The following is a 14,120-nucleotide window of genomic DNA, read 5'->3' as shown; positions in this document are numbered from 1 at the left end:
AATTTGCTCATACGTCTAAAGATTAAGAACCTGGCAGTGCTCAAGGATATTGAACTTGATTTCGACAGCGGGCTCACCGTCATCTCCGGGGAATCCGGTGCCGGGAAATCGATGATCATCGAAGCGATCAGATACCTCTATGGCAAACGTGCATCGGTAGAGGACATCCGTCACGAAACCGAAGGTGCAGTCATTGAGGGTGTCTTCGATTTTCCTGAATCTGAGAAGATGCAGGACCTGCTGGCGAAGAATGACATAGAAGAGGACGAACTCTATATCGTCAGAAGGGAAGTCATGCAGAACCGCAAAAGCATCATCAAGATAAATTCCCACATGATCACCCTCGGGGCCCTCAAGGACATCATGAATGAAGTCGTCAGCATCCATTCCCAGTCCTCCCAGTCCGAAGCACTCGAGCACAGCATGCACATACGGTATCTCGACCGCTATATCGATGTGGCCGACAGGGAGGCCTTCGGCAGGTACAGGGACAGCTTCGAGCGCTTCAAAGCCCTTGAAGCCAGGATCAGTGAACTTGAATATAAGGATAAGAACAGGGTACAGCAGCTCCAGATGTATCAGCACCAGTACGAGGAACTCACCGCGATGGAGCTCGAAGAGGGGGAAGAGGAACGGCTCGAAGAGGAGATAAGCTACCTCGATAATTTCGAAAAGATCAATAATACACTTTCCCTCATACATTCCCAGCTCAGTTCCGAATATGCACCACAGGCCCTTCTGTATGACATCCACGGCCATATTGAAACACTGGCCAACTATGATGAAAGCTATAGGGAATTCAGTGATACGGTGCTTGAAGCCTATCATCTGCTGAATGAACTCGACAGCAGGGTGGGGAGTGACCTTTCCACCCTGGACTACGACGAGGAGAGCCTCAATGCGAAACAGGCGCGCCTCTCCAGCCTCAACTCGCTGAAGCGCAAGTACAACAAGACGTTGGACGAACTGATCGACTACAGGCGCGCACTGGCAGACGACATCGAACAGCTTGAGAACATCGCACAGTCATTCGATGCCCTTGAAAAGAAAAAGGATAAGATGTTGAAGCAGATGGAAAAGCATGCCAAGGAACTGCATGACTACAGGATCGAACAGAAGCACTTCCTTGAAAACAGGATCAAGAAGGAGCTGCAGGACCTGGATATGCCTGAAGCGGACTTTGAAATCAGCGTCAGGGAGGCGACCTTCGATTCACGCGGGTTCTCTGGTGTCGAGTTCCTCATCTCCACCAATGCAGGAGAGCCGCTCAAAGCGATGAACCGCATCGCCTCAGGCGGTGAAATCGCAAGGGTGATGCTTGCGCTTCGGACAATCTTTACAGAGTTCGATGCACAGAGCATGCTGATCCTTGATGAAATAGATACCGGCGTCAGTGGATTCGTCGCCACCCGCATGGCCGAGAAGATGCAGATCCTCTCAAGGACGCGCCAGGTCATTTCAATCTCGCATCTGCCGCAGGCGGCCGCACTCGCGGACCACCACCTGTATGTATCAAAGGAGACCATGGATCAGCGGACGGCATCAAGCGCCAAATATCTTGATGCGGACGACCATGTCTACGAGATTGCCAGGATGCTGAGCGGCTCGGACATCACCGATGCAGCACTGGAGAATGCAAAAACGTTGATAGCAGCCAAAGAGAAAGAGACGAATTGATCTACAATTCGTCTCTTTCTCTTTTTTCTTCATCCTTCAATTGTCTCGACCTCTCCAGGAAACGTTCCTGAACCCTTTTCTGACGCTGTTCGCGGTGCAGTATATAGCCGCCGATGAACCATACCCCGGCCACCGTCAGAACAAGTCCGACGATGAACTGTACGACTGTAAGCGTGAATGGATCATTGACGATGCCGAAAACACTGTCCCTCATATATTTGATGCCCAGACCTGCCAGAAATACCGGTACGACAAGTATGACGAGCGCAATCACCTTCTGCATAGAATCACCCTGATTATTTGTATAGGATCATTATAACCCATGGGAGATGAGTAATAAAACAAATGATTTTATATGAATCTTCAGAACATTCCATGTTTATCTAAAATCCTGCAAATTCACATGCGGATATGTATAATAAAAATTGCAGGGGAGGTAGGAACATGAAGTTCGATGAAATTTTCATAGGGGATAAAAATAAAATGACAGCGCTTTCAGTATGCAGGGCGGCAGACCCTGAAGTGCTGAAGCCCCTTATACGCATAATTGAAGAAAAAGGGGCGGTCTGCCATCTGGTGGATGACCAGAGTTCACTTGAATCCATGCTTCACTCATTGGGTGCCGGCCATATGCTCGGCCATGCGATTACAATACATCATGCGGCGGGCGACCAGGAAGCAGCAGTGCGCGCCCTGGAGCTTGTTGTATCGGGGGAGGCCAACATACTCATGAAAGGCCTGGTTCCAACTTCCATTTTAATGAAGGAAGTGTTAAAAAAGGAATATGGACTGATACATACACGTCTCCTTAGCCACGTCGCACTGTTCGACATGCCCAACTATCACAAGGCCGTCCTCCTGAGTGACGCAGGCATGAACATTGCCCCGACGCTCGACCAGAAGGGAAAGATCATCGATAATGCACTTGAATGCGCGCATCGGCTTGGTGTCAAAAGGCCCAAAGTGGCCCTTCTGTCGGCAGTGGACAAAGTTACCGATAAGATGCCATCGACCACCGATGCAGAATTGCTTGCACATTCAGGTGCCAAAAACTTTGGGTTTGATAGTACAATAGAGGGACCACTGCAATTTGACGTAGCGATTTCTGAAGATGCGGCCCGCCATAAAGGGTCGGCCTCGGAGGTGGCAGGGGACGTGGATATACTGATTGCGCCGAATATAGAGTCGGGCAATATCCTATATAAATCCCTGGTCTACTCTGCGGGGGCGAGAGTCGCTTCCGTCATCACCGGTGCCAAGATGCCCATCGTGCTGACTTCAAGGGCGGACAGTGCCGAAGACAGATATAATTCCATAAACCTGGCAATGATGATTTCCAAATAAATTACTGGAGTGATAATGAATGATATTTGAAAAGATGGAGCAATACGACTACGAACAGCTGATTTTCTGCCACGATGAAACAAGTGGACTGAAAGCGATCATATGCATACATGACACTACCCTCGGTCCGGCACTCGGCGGATGCAGAATGTGGAAATATGACACGGAGGAAGAGGCGATAGAGGATGTACTTCGCCTTGCCAAGGGCATGACCTACAAGAACGCGGCTGCCGGACTCAACCTTGGGGGCGGCAAGACGGTCGTCATCGGAGATGCCGAGAAGGACAAATCCGAGGCCTTCTTCAGGGCGCTGGGCAGATATGTGAACAGTCTCGGTGGCCGGTACATCACCGCTGAAGATGTGGGCACTACGGTCAATGACATGGACACGATCTATCAGGAAACGCCATATGTATGCGGCATCAGCGAGTCATACGGATCCGGCGGGAATCCAAGTCCGATGACCGCATATGGTGTATACATGGCAATGAAGCGGACGGCTAAGGAAGCGTTTGGTGATGATTCACTCGAAGGCAGGACGATTGCCGTCCAAGGCGTCGGCAACGTGTCTTACAACCTCTGCAGACATCTGCATGAAGAAGGGGCCAAACTGATCGTCACGGACATCAATGATGATTCCGTGGAACGGGCGGTAAATGACTTCGGTGCTGAAGCGGTAGGCATTGAAGACATCTATTCTGTCGAGGCGGACATCTTTGCACCATGCGCACTCGGCGGCATCCTGAACGACGACACGATTCCAGAACTTAAAGTGAAGGCTGTATGCGGCAGCGCCAACAACCAGCTTCTGGACAGCGACAAGCATGGCAGCCAGCTTGAGGAACTCGGCATCGTCTACGCGCCCGACTATGTAGTGAACTGTGGCGGGGTCATCAACGTCGCAGACGAACTGCAGGGATATAATGCAGAGCGCGCGAAAAGCAAGGTTAAGGAGATATACAACCAGATGGATAAGATATTCTCCATCGCCAAGCGTGACGGTGTAACACCGACTGTCGCGGCAGACCGTCTTGCAGAAGAACGCATCGACAGCATGATGCGCGTCAGAAGCACTTTCTCACTCAATGAAGTGACGACCCTGAACAGGAGGTAGGCGACCGCATGCAATATACCATCCTTGTAGTCAACCTCGGAGGAACCTCCACCAAAGTGGCGGTATATGAGAACGACCAAAGCTTGATATCTGAAACGATGAGTCATCCGACCGACGAAATCATCAGGCCGCTCCATGATCAGATAGATTTCAGGCTCGATGCAATCACAGGCTTCCTTGGGAGGAATGATATCAATCCGGAATCCATCGATATCGTCAGCGCACGCGGCGGACTGCTGAAGCCGATAGAGGGCGGCACATATGATATAAATGACAAGATGACCGATGATCTCGGCTCATACAGGTATGGCAGGCATGCCTCCAATCTGAGCGGCATCATCGCCGCCCGTTTCCGTGAAAAGTATGGCTGCAGGGCAGTCATCACCGATCCGGTGGTCGTGGATGAACTGACCGATGCGGTGCGCCTTACAGGTCTCAGCGGCATTGAAAGGAAATCCGTCTTCCATGCGCTCAACCAGAAGGCGGTCGCCCGCAAGTATGCTGCATCCATCGGAAAGCAGTATGCCGATGTCAATGTCATCGTCTCCCACATGGGGGGCGGCATCACTGTCGGGGCACATGAAAAGGGCAGGGTGATCGATGTGAATGACGGGCTTTCAGGCGAAGGGCCGATGAGCCCGACCCGTACAGGCTCATTGCCGAACGGCAGTCTGGCCAGATACATCACTGAGAACAGCCTCGATTACGACAGCATCTATGAGATCTTGACGAAGGAGGGCGGCTTCATCTCCCTCGCAGGCACCCAGGACGCTCTTGAGCTTGAAAAGCGTGCAGTTTCCGGGGACGCAGCCACCGAAAAGATATTCAGGGCACTTGCCGCACAGCTTGCAAAGGAAATCGGCTCCCGTTCTGCCATATTGAAGGGCCAGGTAGACCAGATCATCTTTACAGGAGGCATGGCCCACAGCACGTATCTCATCGACCTCGTCAGGCCCTATATTTCATTCATTGCACCGGTCTCAGTCTATCCGGGGGAAGAGGAGATGCAGGCGCTGGCGGAAGGGGCATACCGTGTTCTGACAGGCAGGGAAGAAATGAAAACCTATATGTAGGAGTGGATATAATGGCATACGAATATGACCTGGTCATACTGGGCGGCGGTACTGCCGGCTATGTTGCAGCCATCAAGGCAAGCCAGCTCGGCATGAAGACCGCAGTCGTCGAAAAGGAGAAGCTTGGGGGCACATGTCTCCATAAGGGATGCATACCCACAAAAAGCATGCTCAAATCTGCGGAGGTTGCCAATACTATGAAGCATGCCGGCATCTTCGGCATAGGTTCTGTCGAGCCTGAAATCGATATGGGAAAGGTGCAGGAGCGGAAACAGGAAGTGGTCGATCAGATGTACAGCGGCGTCAGACATCTCATGAAGAAGCATAAGGTGGATGTCTTCAATGGCCATGGACGCATACTCGGGCCCTCAATATTCTCCCCGATGGCAGGTACGGTGGCGGTCGAACACCCCGAAGACGAGGAAGCGGAGAGTGAAATACTCATCAACCAGCATGTGCTGGTTGCGACGGGTTCGCACCCGCGGCCATTGCCGTTCCTACCATTCGACGGTTTCCTTGTACTTTCAAGCGACGACATGATGACACTCGATCATATCCCTTCCAGGATGGTGATCATCGGCGGTGGTGTCATCGGTCTTGAATTTGCGAGCATACTCACGGACCTCGGAACGCATGTCACTGTAGTCGAAGCGGGGAACCAGATCATTCCGCATGAGGATAAGGATCTTGCAGGCGCATTGAAAAAAGCGCTCGAAGCTGAAGGTGTCACCTTCAGGGTGGGCACCGCACTGGATGAGGACCGCATCAGCAAAGGGGAAGATGCCATCACACTCCAGTTCGATGAAGGGGAAGAGACCTTCGACAAGGCACTGGTCGCCATCGGCCGGGCACCGAACACCGAAGACCTCGGCCTCGGCAATACGAAGATACAGCTTGATGGCGGGTATATCTCCACCAACAGATACTATCAGACGAAGGATGAGAACATCTATGCCGTAGGGGATGTGATCGGCAATCTGCAGCTTGCCCATGTGGCCACCAAGGAGGCCGTCATTGCAGTCGAACATATGGCCGAGAAACGCCCATATACGCTTGACTACACTACTGTCCCAAGATGCATCTACACTCATCCTGAAGTCGCTTCGATCGGAAGGACAGAGAAGGAGCTCAAAGAGGCAGGTATGGAATACTCCGTACATAAGGTGCCGTTTGCAGCGGTGGGGAAAGCGGTAATCGCCCATGGCGGCAAAGGATTTGGTAAAATGCTTGTAGAACCGGAAACAAAGGATATGCTCGGCCTATCCCTTATAGGCCCCGGAGCCACCGAACTGATCAACGAAGCGGCTCTGGCCAAATTTCTCGATGCATCGGCACTTGAAATCGGGAGTGCCATCCATGCCCATCCTTCCATAGGGGAAGTGATGATGGAGCTCGGACTTGATGCAGAAGGAATTGGTATCCATGTATAAGGAGGACACTACATTGTTGGATTATAAAGAAGCGGGCCTCACACCTGAGGACCTGAAAGAAATGTATCGTACGATGCACCTTGCAAGAAAAATCGACGAGAGGATGTGGCTGCTCAACCGTGCCGGTAAACTTCCGTTCGTCATTTCATGCCAGGGTCAGGAGGCGACACAGGTGGGTGCAGGATATGCACTTGACCGGGAAGTGGATATCATCAGCCCATACTACAGGGACCTTGCGCTCGTTACACATTTTGGCATGACTGCAGAGGAAACGATGCTTTCCGCTTTCGCTAAGAAGGGCGATATTTCCAGCGGTGGAAAGCAGATGCCTTCGCACTTCAGCAAAAAATCCTGCAACATCATGACACAGGGTTCCAGTGTAACAACACAACTCCTCCATGCAGTCGGTGCAAGCTTCAAATTCAAGATGGACAATGAGAAGCGGGTGGCTCTGACGACACTCGGGGAAGGTTCTTCGAACCAGGGGGACTTCCATGAAGGGCTGAATTTTGCCGGTGTGCATGACCTGCCCTTCATATGCATCATCGAAAACAATGATTATGCAATCAGCGTGCCCCGTGAGCTCCAGTATGGTGCTGAAAAACTGTCGGATCGCGCACTCGGTTACGGGATGCATGGAGAGCATATAGACGGCAACGATCCGATTGCTGTATACAAGGCTGTCAAGGAAGCCAGGGAGCGTGCTGTCAATGGAGAAGGCGCCACACTCATCGAAGCGATGTCCACACGATTGACTGCCCATTCCTCAGACGATGACGACAGCTACCGGGAGAAGCAAGAGCGCGAGACCATGAAGGAGTCGGATTGCCTGGTTAAATTCAAATCATATATACTTGAACACGGCGTTGCAGATGAGGCATGGTTCGAAACACTGGAAAAAGAAGCGAAGGCAATCGTCACCGATGCGACAAAAGCTGCTGAAAAAGCACCTTATCCGAAACCTGAAGAAGCCCTTAGGCATGTATATGAGGAGGTTCACCATGGCTAAAATTTCTTATTTGCAGGCAATACACCAGGCGCTCGACTACGAAATGGGCCAGGATGAAAGTGTGTTCGTCCTCGGTGAGGACGTCGGCAAGAAAGGCGGCGTCTTCAAGGTTACTGCCGGTCTCCAGGAAAAATACGGTGCAATGCGCTGCCTGGATACACCACTCGCTGAATCGAATATCGTCGGCACCAGCATCGGTGCTGCAATGATGGGGAAAAGACCTGTGGCGGAAATTCAGTTTGCAGACTATATACTGCCCGCAACGAATCAGATACTGAGTGAGGCGGCGAAGATCAGATACCGTTCCAATAACGACTGGAACTGTCCAATGGTCATCCGTGCGCCTTTTGGGGGCGGCATCCACGGTGCACTCTACCATTCCCAGTCCGTTGAGGCGATTTTTGCTTCAACTCCTGGACTGAAGGTCGTGATCCCATCCACGCCATCCGATGCGAAGGGACTCCTGATTTCGGCAATCCGTGACAACGATCCGGTGCTGTTCTTCGAACACAAGAAGGCCTACCGCCTTCTCAAGGAAGAGGTGCCTGAAGGCGATCATACCGTACCGATCGGCAAGGCGGACGTCAAACGTGAAGGAGATGACATTACGGTCATTACATATGGCCTATGCGTCAATTATGCCCTGCAGGCAGCTGAACGGCTGTCGAAGGATGGGTATGAAGCGGAAGTCCTCGATCTCCGGACCATCTACCCGCTTGATAAGGAAAGCATCATCCAAGCAGCTTCTAAAACAGGAAAAGTACTGCTTGTCACAGAGGATAACCTCGAGGGCAGCGTCATCAGCGAAGTTTCTGCGATCATCGCAGAAAACTGCCTGTATGATCTCGATGCGCCCGTCATGAGGCTCGCAGGGCCGGATGTCCCCTCCATGCCGTATGCGCCACCGATGGAAGATTTCTTCATGATAAACCCCGACAAGATAGAAGCCAAAATGAAAGAGCTCGCGGAGCATTAAGGAGGACGAAACCTATGGAAGAAGTGCTGATGCCGAAGCTCGGCGAAAGTGTTACAGAAGGGACCATTGAAAAATGGCTGGTCCAGCCCGGGGATACGGTCGAGGAATATGATCCCCTGTGTGAAGTCATCACCGACAAGGTGACCGCGGAAGTGCCTTCCGTATTCGAGGGCACGATCAAGGAACTCCTTGTGGCGGAAGGGGATACCGTTGAAGTCGGTACCCCGGTATGTCTGATGGATACGGATGGTGCTGGAGAGGCCGGAAAAGCTGACGAGGATGAAGGAAGCGCCAAGGCGTCTGAAGAGGCGGCCCCGTCAGCCGATGAAAATCAGGAGGACGCACCATCCTCCACAGGCAAAGTGGAACAGGGTGCCCAGAAGAAGGGCAAAACAAGAATTTCCCCTGTAGTGATGCGATTGGCCGAGGAGCATGACCTCGATCTCAATACGATTGAAGGTACAGGGTTTGAAGGACGTATTACGAAGAAGGATGTTCTGAAGACGATTGAAGCAGGCCCCGTGACCGCCGGAACACAGACGGAGGCAGCGCCTTCCACTGATCAGCAGGCAGACCCTGCGTCAGCTTCCGGGAACATCGTGGCGGGGGATGAAATACCGGTAACCGGAGTCAGAAAAGCAGTCGCCAATAAAATGGTCCAGTCCAGCCAGGAGATTCCCCATGCATGGATGATGATGGAGGTGGATGCCACTAATCTGGTGAATGTCCGCAACAGCCATAAATCCGCCTTCAAGGAGCGTGAAGGATTCAATCTCACATTCTTCAGCTTCTTCGTCAAAGCAGTCGCCGAGACATTGAAGGAATATCCGATGCTGAACAGTTCATGGCAGGGGGATAAGATCGTCCTCAACAAGGACATCAACATCTCCATCGCCGTAGCCGGCGATGATAAACTCTATGTGCCGGTCATCCGGAATGCCGACGACCTCTCCATCAAGGGGATCGCCAAGCAGGTGGGGGAACTTGCAGCGCTCGGACGCAGCCATAAGCTCACACAGGAGCACATGGCAGGGGGGACCTTCACGGTAAACAATACCGGCGCCTTCGGTTCCGTACAGTCCATGGGGATCATCAACCATCCCCAGGCTGCCATACTGCAGGTTGAATCCATCGTCAAGAAGCCGGTGATCATTGATGATATGATTGCCGTCAGGCATATGGTCAACCTCTGCCTGTCCATCGACCACCGCGTTCTGGACGGTCTGGTGGCAGGCCAGTTCCTGAAAGCCGTCAAAGAGAGGATTGAAGCGTATTCTGTCGAAACGACTTCGATCTACTAGACTTTACAAAACCTTTAATCCGCTATAGAATTGAATACAAGGAACTGAAATCGCATCCTCTCCATGGGGCTGTTTCAAAAGGAGTTTTTATAATGAATATGGATTTCAATATGTATATGAATGATGTCGTGAGCCAGGCAAGAAGCGAAATGAAGGAATCGGGCTATACGGAACTGACTACACCTGAAGAGGTGGACCAGCACCTTTCAAAAGAAGGCACGGCACTCGTAATGGTCAACTCTGTATGCGGCTGTGCCGGTGGCATCGCACGTCCGGCTGCCAAACACGCCCTTAATTATGATAAGCTGCCCGACCAGCTGCTCACCGTATTTGCCGGTCAGGACAAGGAGGCGACTGAACATGTCAGGGAAAAAGCACCCGAATATCTTCCGTCATCCCCTTCATTTGCCCTCTTCAAGGACGGTAAGGTCGTAGACATGATCGAGAGGCACGAAATTGAAGGCCATGAAACGATGAGTGTCATCACGAACCTGCAGGCTTGGTTCGAAGAGCACGGCAAAGAAATCTGATGAACAAAAAAAGAGGTCCTGAGGGACCTCTTTAATTTGGTTACACTGTTGTCAGCATGCTGACGCCGAAAAGCACGCCTGAAATGACAATGAGAATTATCATGAACCAGATTACTGCTTTTTGAACTTTTTTGTTGTTCATAAAACCATCCTTATAAATTTGCTCTTTTAATTATAATATACGTCTACTATACAATCAACTCAACTATTGGAGGAAGCCATTTATGAACAAGGACAGACTCATCGATCAATTTATGGAAATGGTACAGATCGATTCCGAAACCGGCCACGAAAGGGAGATGGCCGACTATCTTCTCAAAAAATTCAAAGATATGGGTATCGAAGCCCAAGAAGATGATACTCAGGAGAAAACCGGCTATGGTGCGGGAAATATACTCGTCAGTCTCAAAGGGGACAACACCAAGGCTGAACCAATCTACTTTACAGTCCATATGGATACTGTTGCACCCGGTGTGGGTGTCAAACCATCCATCGATGGGGACTATATCGTCAGCGATGGTTCAACAATCCTCGGATCCGATGACAAGGCAGGGATTGCGTCACTCATCGAAGCCATCCATTCCATCAAAGAATCCGGCATGAGCCATGGGGACATTGAAATCGTCATCACTGTCGGAGAAGAGTCCGGACTCGTGGGGGCGAAGGCCTTTGATGCTTCTCAGCTGAAAAGCAGATTCGGCTATGCGATCGACTCCACGGGTAAAGTCGGCACTGTGGTTACGTCCGCACCGACCCAGAGTAAGATTGAAGCGCATATACACGGGAAAACAGCACATGCTGGGGTCGCACCTGAAACCGGCGTAAGTGCAATCAATATCGCAGCCCGTGCCATCAGCCAGATGAAGCTCGGACGCATCGACGAAGAGACAACAGCGAACATCGGTCGTTTTGAAGGCGGCGGCGCGACGAATGTAGTCACGGACTACGTCTACTTGCTTGGGGAAGCGAGAAGCCTCGATGATGAGAAGATGAAGGCACAGACAGCGCATATGAAAGAAACTTTCGAGAAGGTCGCCGAAGATATGGGCGGCCGTGCAGAAGTCAGGACAGAAGTGATGTATGCTGCATTGAAGGCCTCCAAAGACTCGGATGTCGTCAAGACAGCAGTTCAGGCTATAGAAAACATCGGCCGCAGACCGGACCTCATCAGCCTCGGCGGCGGGAGCGACGGCAATATATTTGCAGGAGCAGGTCTGGATACGGCGATACTGGGCCTTGGATACGAAAATATCCATACGACGGAAGAAAAAATGCCGATAGAAGAACTGCATAAAATCACTGAGCTGGTCATTGAAATCATCAAAGTCCAGAATGATAAGGAGTAGAGCGCATGATCTATGATATTGGAGTAGTCGGTCTTGGCGTCATGGGGACGAATATCGCAAAGAACATGTCGAGAAACGGCTTCAAGGTCGTCACTTTCGACTTTTTCGAAGATGTCAGGGAGAACCGCATGATTGAACTCAAGGAAGAGGATGTGGACATCGCCTCCTCATTGGAAAAATTCATTGAAAGCCTGAAGAAGCCAAGGAACATCCTGCTTCTCGTGAAGGCGGGGGAAGTGACGGATAAAACCATCGAACAGATCGCCCCGTACCTTGAGGAGGGGGACACGCTGATCGACGGGGGAAATGAACAGTATGAGAACACCCGGCGGCGTAATATGCAGCTCACTGAAAAGGGCATCAACTTCATCGGCATGGGAGTAAGCGGTGGCGAAGAGGGCGCCTTGAATGGTCCCTCCCTGATGCCGGGCGGCCAGCGTCAGGCGTATGACAATGTCAGCGCCATACTGGAGAAAATTGCTGCCAAAGCCGATGACGGGAAACCATGCGTCACCTACATCGGTGAGGATGGCAGCGGCCATTACGTCAAAATGATCCATAACGGCATCGAGTATGCAGATATGGAACTGATTGCTGAAAGCTATTATTTCATGAAGCACGGCCTCAATATGTCGAATGATGAAATGAGTGCAGTCTTCGACGAATGGAACAGGGGAGACCTCAACAGCTACCTGATCGAGATCACTGCACGCATACTGGAGTTCAAGGATGAATCCGGCAATTATATCATCGATCTGATTCTGGATAAGGCGGGTCAGAAGGGGACCGGAAAATGGACGGGCATCGAAGGCCTGAAACTCGGCATACCGCTCTCGCTGATCACCGACAGTGTATTCGTCAGATGCCTCTCGAGCCTCATAGAAGAACGTGCCCTCATCAGCGAAGCTTATCAGAGTGAAATGAAAAGCCTGTCCGAAGACCAGAAGCAGTCGGTGCTGGAAGATCTGAAGCAGGCGCTGTACATCAGCAAACTGATGAGCTATTCACAGGGGTTCAGGCTGCTTCGTGAAGCGAGCGGAATCTATGGTTGGAATCTACAGCTTGGCGAAATATCCATGATCTGGCGAAAGGGGTGCATCATACGTGCCCAGTTCCTCGAGGAGATCAACCGGGCATACGAAAATGACCCCGCACTGACCAACCTGCTGCTGGATGACTATTTCAGGGATGTGGTCAGCGCCAGTCATCCTAGCCTGAGGCGCATCGGCATACATGCGATAGAAAATGAAATACCGATGCCTGCCTTCCTGAGCGCACTGTCCTACTTCGACAGCATGAAGCAGGCGCGGGTCTCAAGCAACATGATCCAGGCCCAGCGCGACTATTTCGGCGCCCACACATATGAACGGCTCGACAAGCCGGGCGTTTTCCATACGGAGTGGCAGTAGTACAAAAAACCGTCGGTCCCCATTGATTGGGGACCGACGGTTTTATTATAGATCCTGATATAGGGCCTGCCACACCTGCACTTTGGCATCACCCGAAACGAAGTCATTCCTGCTTTTCAATACTTCCATGGAGAAGTTGCAGTTGAGGTCCTTCTCCTCTTTGAATCGCCATCTGCGGAAGATGTACCTGTATATGTCTTCCGACACTTCTGGGGGGCTCCCCATGGACTCGAAGATGACGAACTCACTGCTCTCGGTATAGGTCTCTTCAAAAGGGGCCGCCAGGGTGGAGGAGACGCCAACGGTCAGTTCCATCCCCCCATCGACATAACGTTCATGTAGAATGATGCCTTTTACCGCACCGTCATTGTATTTCAGCAGTTCATTCAGCATGTCATTCTCCTCGAGATAGGCAAGAAAGTCATATTTCATCCCGCTTCTGTAATCATCCACGGAAAACCTCCTGACGAACCCAATCAGTCGGAAGCTGTCCATATAGGCGCTTCTCGATGGATACTTCGGACGATCGACAGGCACCACCTCAAAGGATATGCGCTCCTGCAGATCGAGTGTATCGAATTGCCGTTCCGTCTCATATGGAGAAATGCCGAAGGCATTGAAATATGCACGTTTGAATGAATCGATATCCCGGTATCCATAATATTTTACGATATCTATGAGCCGGAGGTGGCCTGCATGCAACTCGTGGGCGATCTCCGACATCCTGCGGCGTGTCTGATATTCATAGGGCGTCATACCGGCGAGTGAAGTGAATATGGTGATGAACGATTTCGGTTCCACTCCCATGCCTTCAAGCACCCGGTCGTAGTCTATGCGTTCACGCAGATGATCTTCTATATAGATGATGAACTTTTCGACAAAATTAACTGTTTCCATTATATCCTCACTTC

At 51.3% G+C, this 14,120-nt stretch carries 14 protein-coding genes; 11 read left to right on the top strand and 3 right to left on the bottom strand.

Annotation, left to right across the window (positions count from 1 at the left end; all coding sequences use genetic code 11):
• Positions 1-3 precede the first annotated feature (3 nt).
• Positions 4-1,677: a DNA repair protein RecN gene (gene recN, locus EDC33_RS01960; RefSeq protein ID WP_094905581.1), complete on the top strand. Its 1,674-nt coding sequence runs from the start codon at positions 4-6 to the stop codon at positions 1,675-1,677.
• A 1-nt stretch (position 1,678) separates the two neighbouring features.
• Here the strand turns inward: recN and EDC33_RS01955 are convergent, their stop codons facing one another.
• Positions 1,679-1,960 carry a DUF2627 domain-containing protein gene (locus EDC33_RS01955; protein WP_094905580.1) on the bottom strand — a complete coding sequence of 94 codons (282 nt, stop codon included), beginning with the start codon at positions 1,958-1,960 and terminating at the stop codon, positions 1,679-1,681.
• Positions 1,961-2,121: 161 nt separating this feature from the next.
• On the opposite strand from EDC33_RS01955, the gene EDC33_RS01950 reads away from it, so the two are divergent.
• The 8 genes from EDC33_RS01950 to EDC33_RS01915 all read left to right on the top strand — a co-directional run bounded on the left by EDC33_RS01950 (position 2,122) and on the right by EDC33_RS01915 (position 10,454).
• The gene (locus tag EDC33_RS01950) at positions 2,122-3,021 is read left to right on the top strand and encodes a phosphate acyltransferase (protein WP_124010014.1); all 900 of its coding nucleotides are present in this window, start codon (positions 2,122-2,124) and stop codon (positions 3,019-3,021) included.
• 19 nt (positions 3,022-3,040) lie between these two features.
• Entirely contained in the window at positions 3,041-4,135 is a 1,095-nt protein-coding gene (locus tag EDC33_RS01945; protein ID WP_094905578.1) for a Leu/Phe/Val dehydrogenase, read from the top strand.
• A gap of 8 nt (positions 4,136-4,143) precedes the next feature.
• The gene (gene buk, locus EDC33_RS01940; protein WP_124010013.1) at positions 4,144-5,208 is read left to right on the top strand and encodes a butyrate kinase; all 1,065 of its coding nucleotides are present in this window, start codon (positions 4,144-4,146) and stop codon (positions 5,206-5,208) included.
• A gap of 11 nt (positions 5,209-5,219) precedes the next feature.
• Complete coding sequence (gene lpdA / locus EDC33_RS01935; RefSeq protein ID WP_124010012.1) at positions 5,220-6,638, top strand: dihydrolipoyl dehydrogenase; 1,419 nt, start codon at positions 5,220-5,222, stop codon at positions 6,636-6,638.
• A 13-nt stretch (positions 6,639-6,651) separates the two neighbouring features.
• On the top strand, positions 6,652-7,647 hold the full coding sequence (locus tag EDC33_RS01930; protein WP_124010629.1) for a thiamine pyrophosphate-dependent dehydrogenase E1 component subunit alpha: 996 nt from the start codon (positions 6,652-6,654) through the stop codon (positions 7,645-7,647).
• Complete coding sequence (locus EDC33_RS01925; RefSeq protein ID WP_040104687.1) at positions 7,640-8,623, top strand: alpha-ketoacid dehydrogenase subunit beta; 984 nt, start codon at positions 7,640-7,642, stop codon at positions 8,621-8,623. Before EDC33_RS01930 ends, EDC33_RS01925 begins: the two co-directional genes overlap by 8 nt.
• A gap of 14 nt (positions 8,624-8,637) precedes the next feature.
• Entirely contained in the window at positions 8,638-9,924 is a 1,287-nt protein-coding gene (locus tag EDC33_RS01920) for a dihydrolipoamide acetyltransferase family protein (protein WP_124010011.1), read from the top strand.
• Positions 9,925-10,016: 92 nt separating this feature from the next.
• On the top strand, positions 10,017-10,454 hold the full coding sequence (locus tag EDC33_RS01915) for a BrxA/BrxB family bacilliredoxin (RefSeq protein ID WP_124010010.1): 438 nt from the start codon (positions 10,017-10,019) through the stop codon (positions 10,452-10,454).
• A 40-nt stretch (positions 10,455-10,494) separates the two neighbouring features.
• On the opposite strand, the gene prli42 is transcribed toward EDC33_RS01915, so the two are convergent.
• Positions 10,495-10,596, bottom strand: coding sequence for a stressosome-associated protein Prli42 (gene prli42, locus EDC33_RS12600; protein WP_156964933.1), 102 nt, complete (start codon positions 10,594-10,596; stop codon positions 10,495-10,497).
• Positions 10,597-10,678: 82 nt separating this feature from the next.
• Between prli42 and EDC33_RS01910 the strand changes: the two genes are divergently transcribed.
• Together EDC33_RS01910 and gnd are read left to right on the top strand one after the other, a co-directional pair.
• On the top strand, positions 10,679-11,800 hold the full coding sequence (locus tag EDC33_RS01910) for a M20/M25/M40 family metallo-hydrolase (RefSeq protein WP_094905573.1): 1,122 nt from the start codon (positions 10,679-10,681) through the stop codon (positions 11,798-11,800).
• 5 nt (positions 11,801-11,805) lie between these two features.
• Positions 11,806-13,209, top strand: a complete 1,404-nt coding sequence (gnd, locus tag EDC33_RS01905; RefSeq protein ID WP_124010009.1) for a decarboxylating NADP(+)-dependent phosphogluconate dehydrogenase — start codon at positions 11,806-11,808, stop codon at positions 13,207-13,209.
• Positions 13,210-13,254: 45 nt separating this feature from the next.
• On the opposite strand, the gene EDC33_RS01900 is transcribed toward gnd, so the two are convergent.
• A complete protein-coding gene (locus EDC33_RS01900; protein ID WP_094905571.1) occupies positions 13,255-14,106 on the bottom strand; it encodes a helix-turn-helix domain-containing protein in 852 nt (283 codons plus the stop codon).
• Between the last annotated feature and the right edge of the window lie 14 nt (positions 14,107-14,120).

It is taken from the genome of Salinicoccus roseus (assembly GCF_003814515.1).
GTDB lineage: Bacteria > Bacillota > Bacilli > Staphylococcales > Salinicoccaceae > Salinicoccus > Salinicoccus roseus.
The sequence above is the reverse complement of the archived record's forward strand: the minus strand, read 5'-3'. Positions and strand labels throughout refer to the sequence as shown.

Bases quoted from the DNA above. Each gene is read 5' to 3' on its own strand.
- EDC33_RS01955 (WP_094905580.1), bottom strand. From the start codon at position 1,960: ATGCAGAAGGTGATTGCGCTCGTCATACTTGTCGTACCGGTATTTCTG.
- EDC33_RS01950 (WP_124010014.1), top strand. From the start codon at position 2,122: ATGAAGTTCGATGAAATTTTCATAGGGGATAAAAATAAAATGACAGCG.
- EDC33_RS01945 (WP_094905578.1), top strand. From the start codon at position 3,041: ATGATATTTGAAAAGATGGAGCAATACGACTACGAACAGCTGATTTTC.
- buk (WP_124010013.1), top strand. From the start codon at position 4,144: ATGCAATATACCATCCTTGTAGTCAACCTCGGAGGAACCTCCACCAAA.
- lpdA (WP_124010012.1), top strand. From the start codon at position 5,220: ATGGCATACGAATATGACCTGGTCATACTGGGCGGCGGTACTGCCGGC.
- EDC33_RS01925 (WP_040104687.1), top strand. From the start codon at position 7,640: ATGGCTAAAATTTCTTATTTGCAGGCAATACACCAGGCGCTCGACTAC.
- EDC33_RS01920 (WP_124010011.1), top strand. From the start codon at position 8,638: ATGGAAGAAGTGCTGATGCCGAAGCTCGGCGAAAGTGTTACAGAAGGG.
- EDC33_RS01915 (WP_124010010.1), top strand. From the start codon at position 10,017: ATGAATATGGATTTCAATATGTATATGAATGATGTCGTGAGCCAGGCA.
- prli42 (WP_156964933.1), bottom strand. From the start codon at position 10,596: ATGAACAACAAAAAAGTTCAAAAAGCAGTAATCTGGTTCATGATAATT.
- EDC33_RS01910 (WP_094905573.1), top strand. From the start codon at position 10,679: ATGAACAAGGACAGACTCATCGATCAATTTATGGAAATGGTACAGATC.
- gnd (WP_124010009.1), top strand. From the start codon at position 11,806: ATGATCTATGATATTGGAGTAGTCGGTCTTGGCGTCATGGGGACGAAT.
- EDC33_RS01900 (WP_094905571.1), bottom strand. From the start codon at position 14,106: ATGGAAACAGTTAATTTTGTCGAAAAGTTCATCATCTATATAGAAGAT.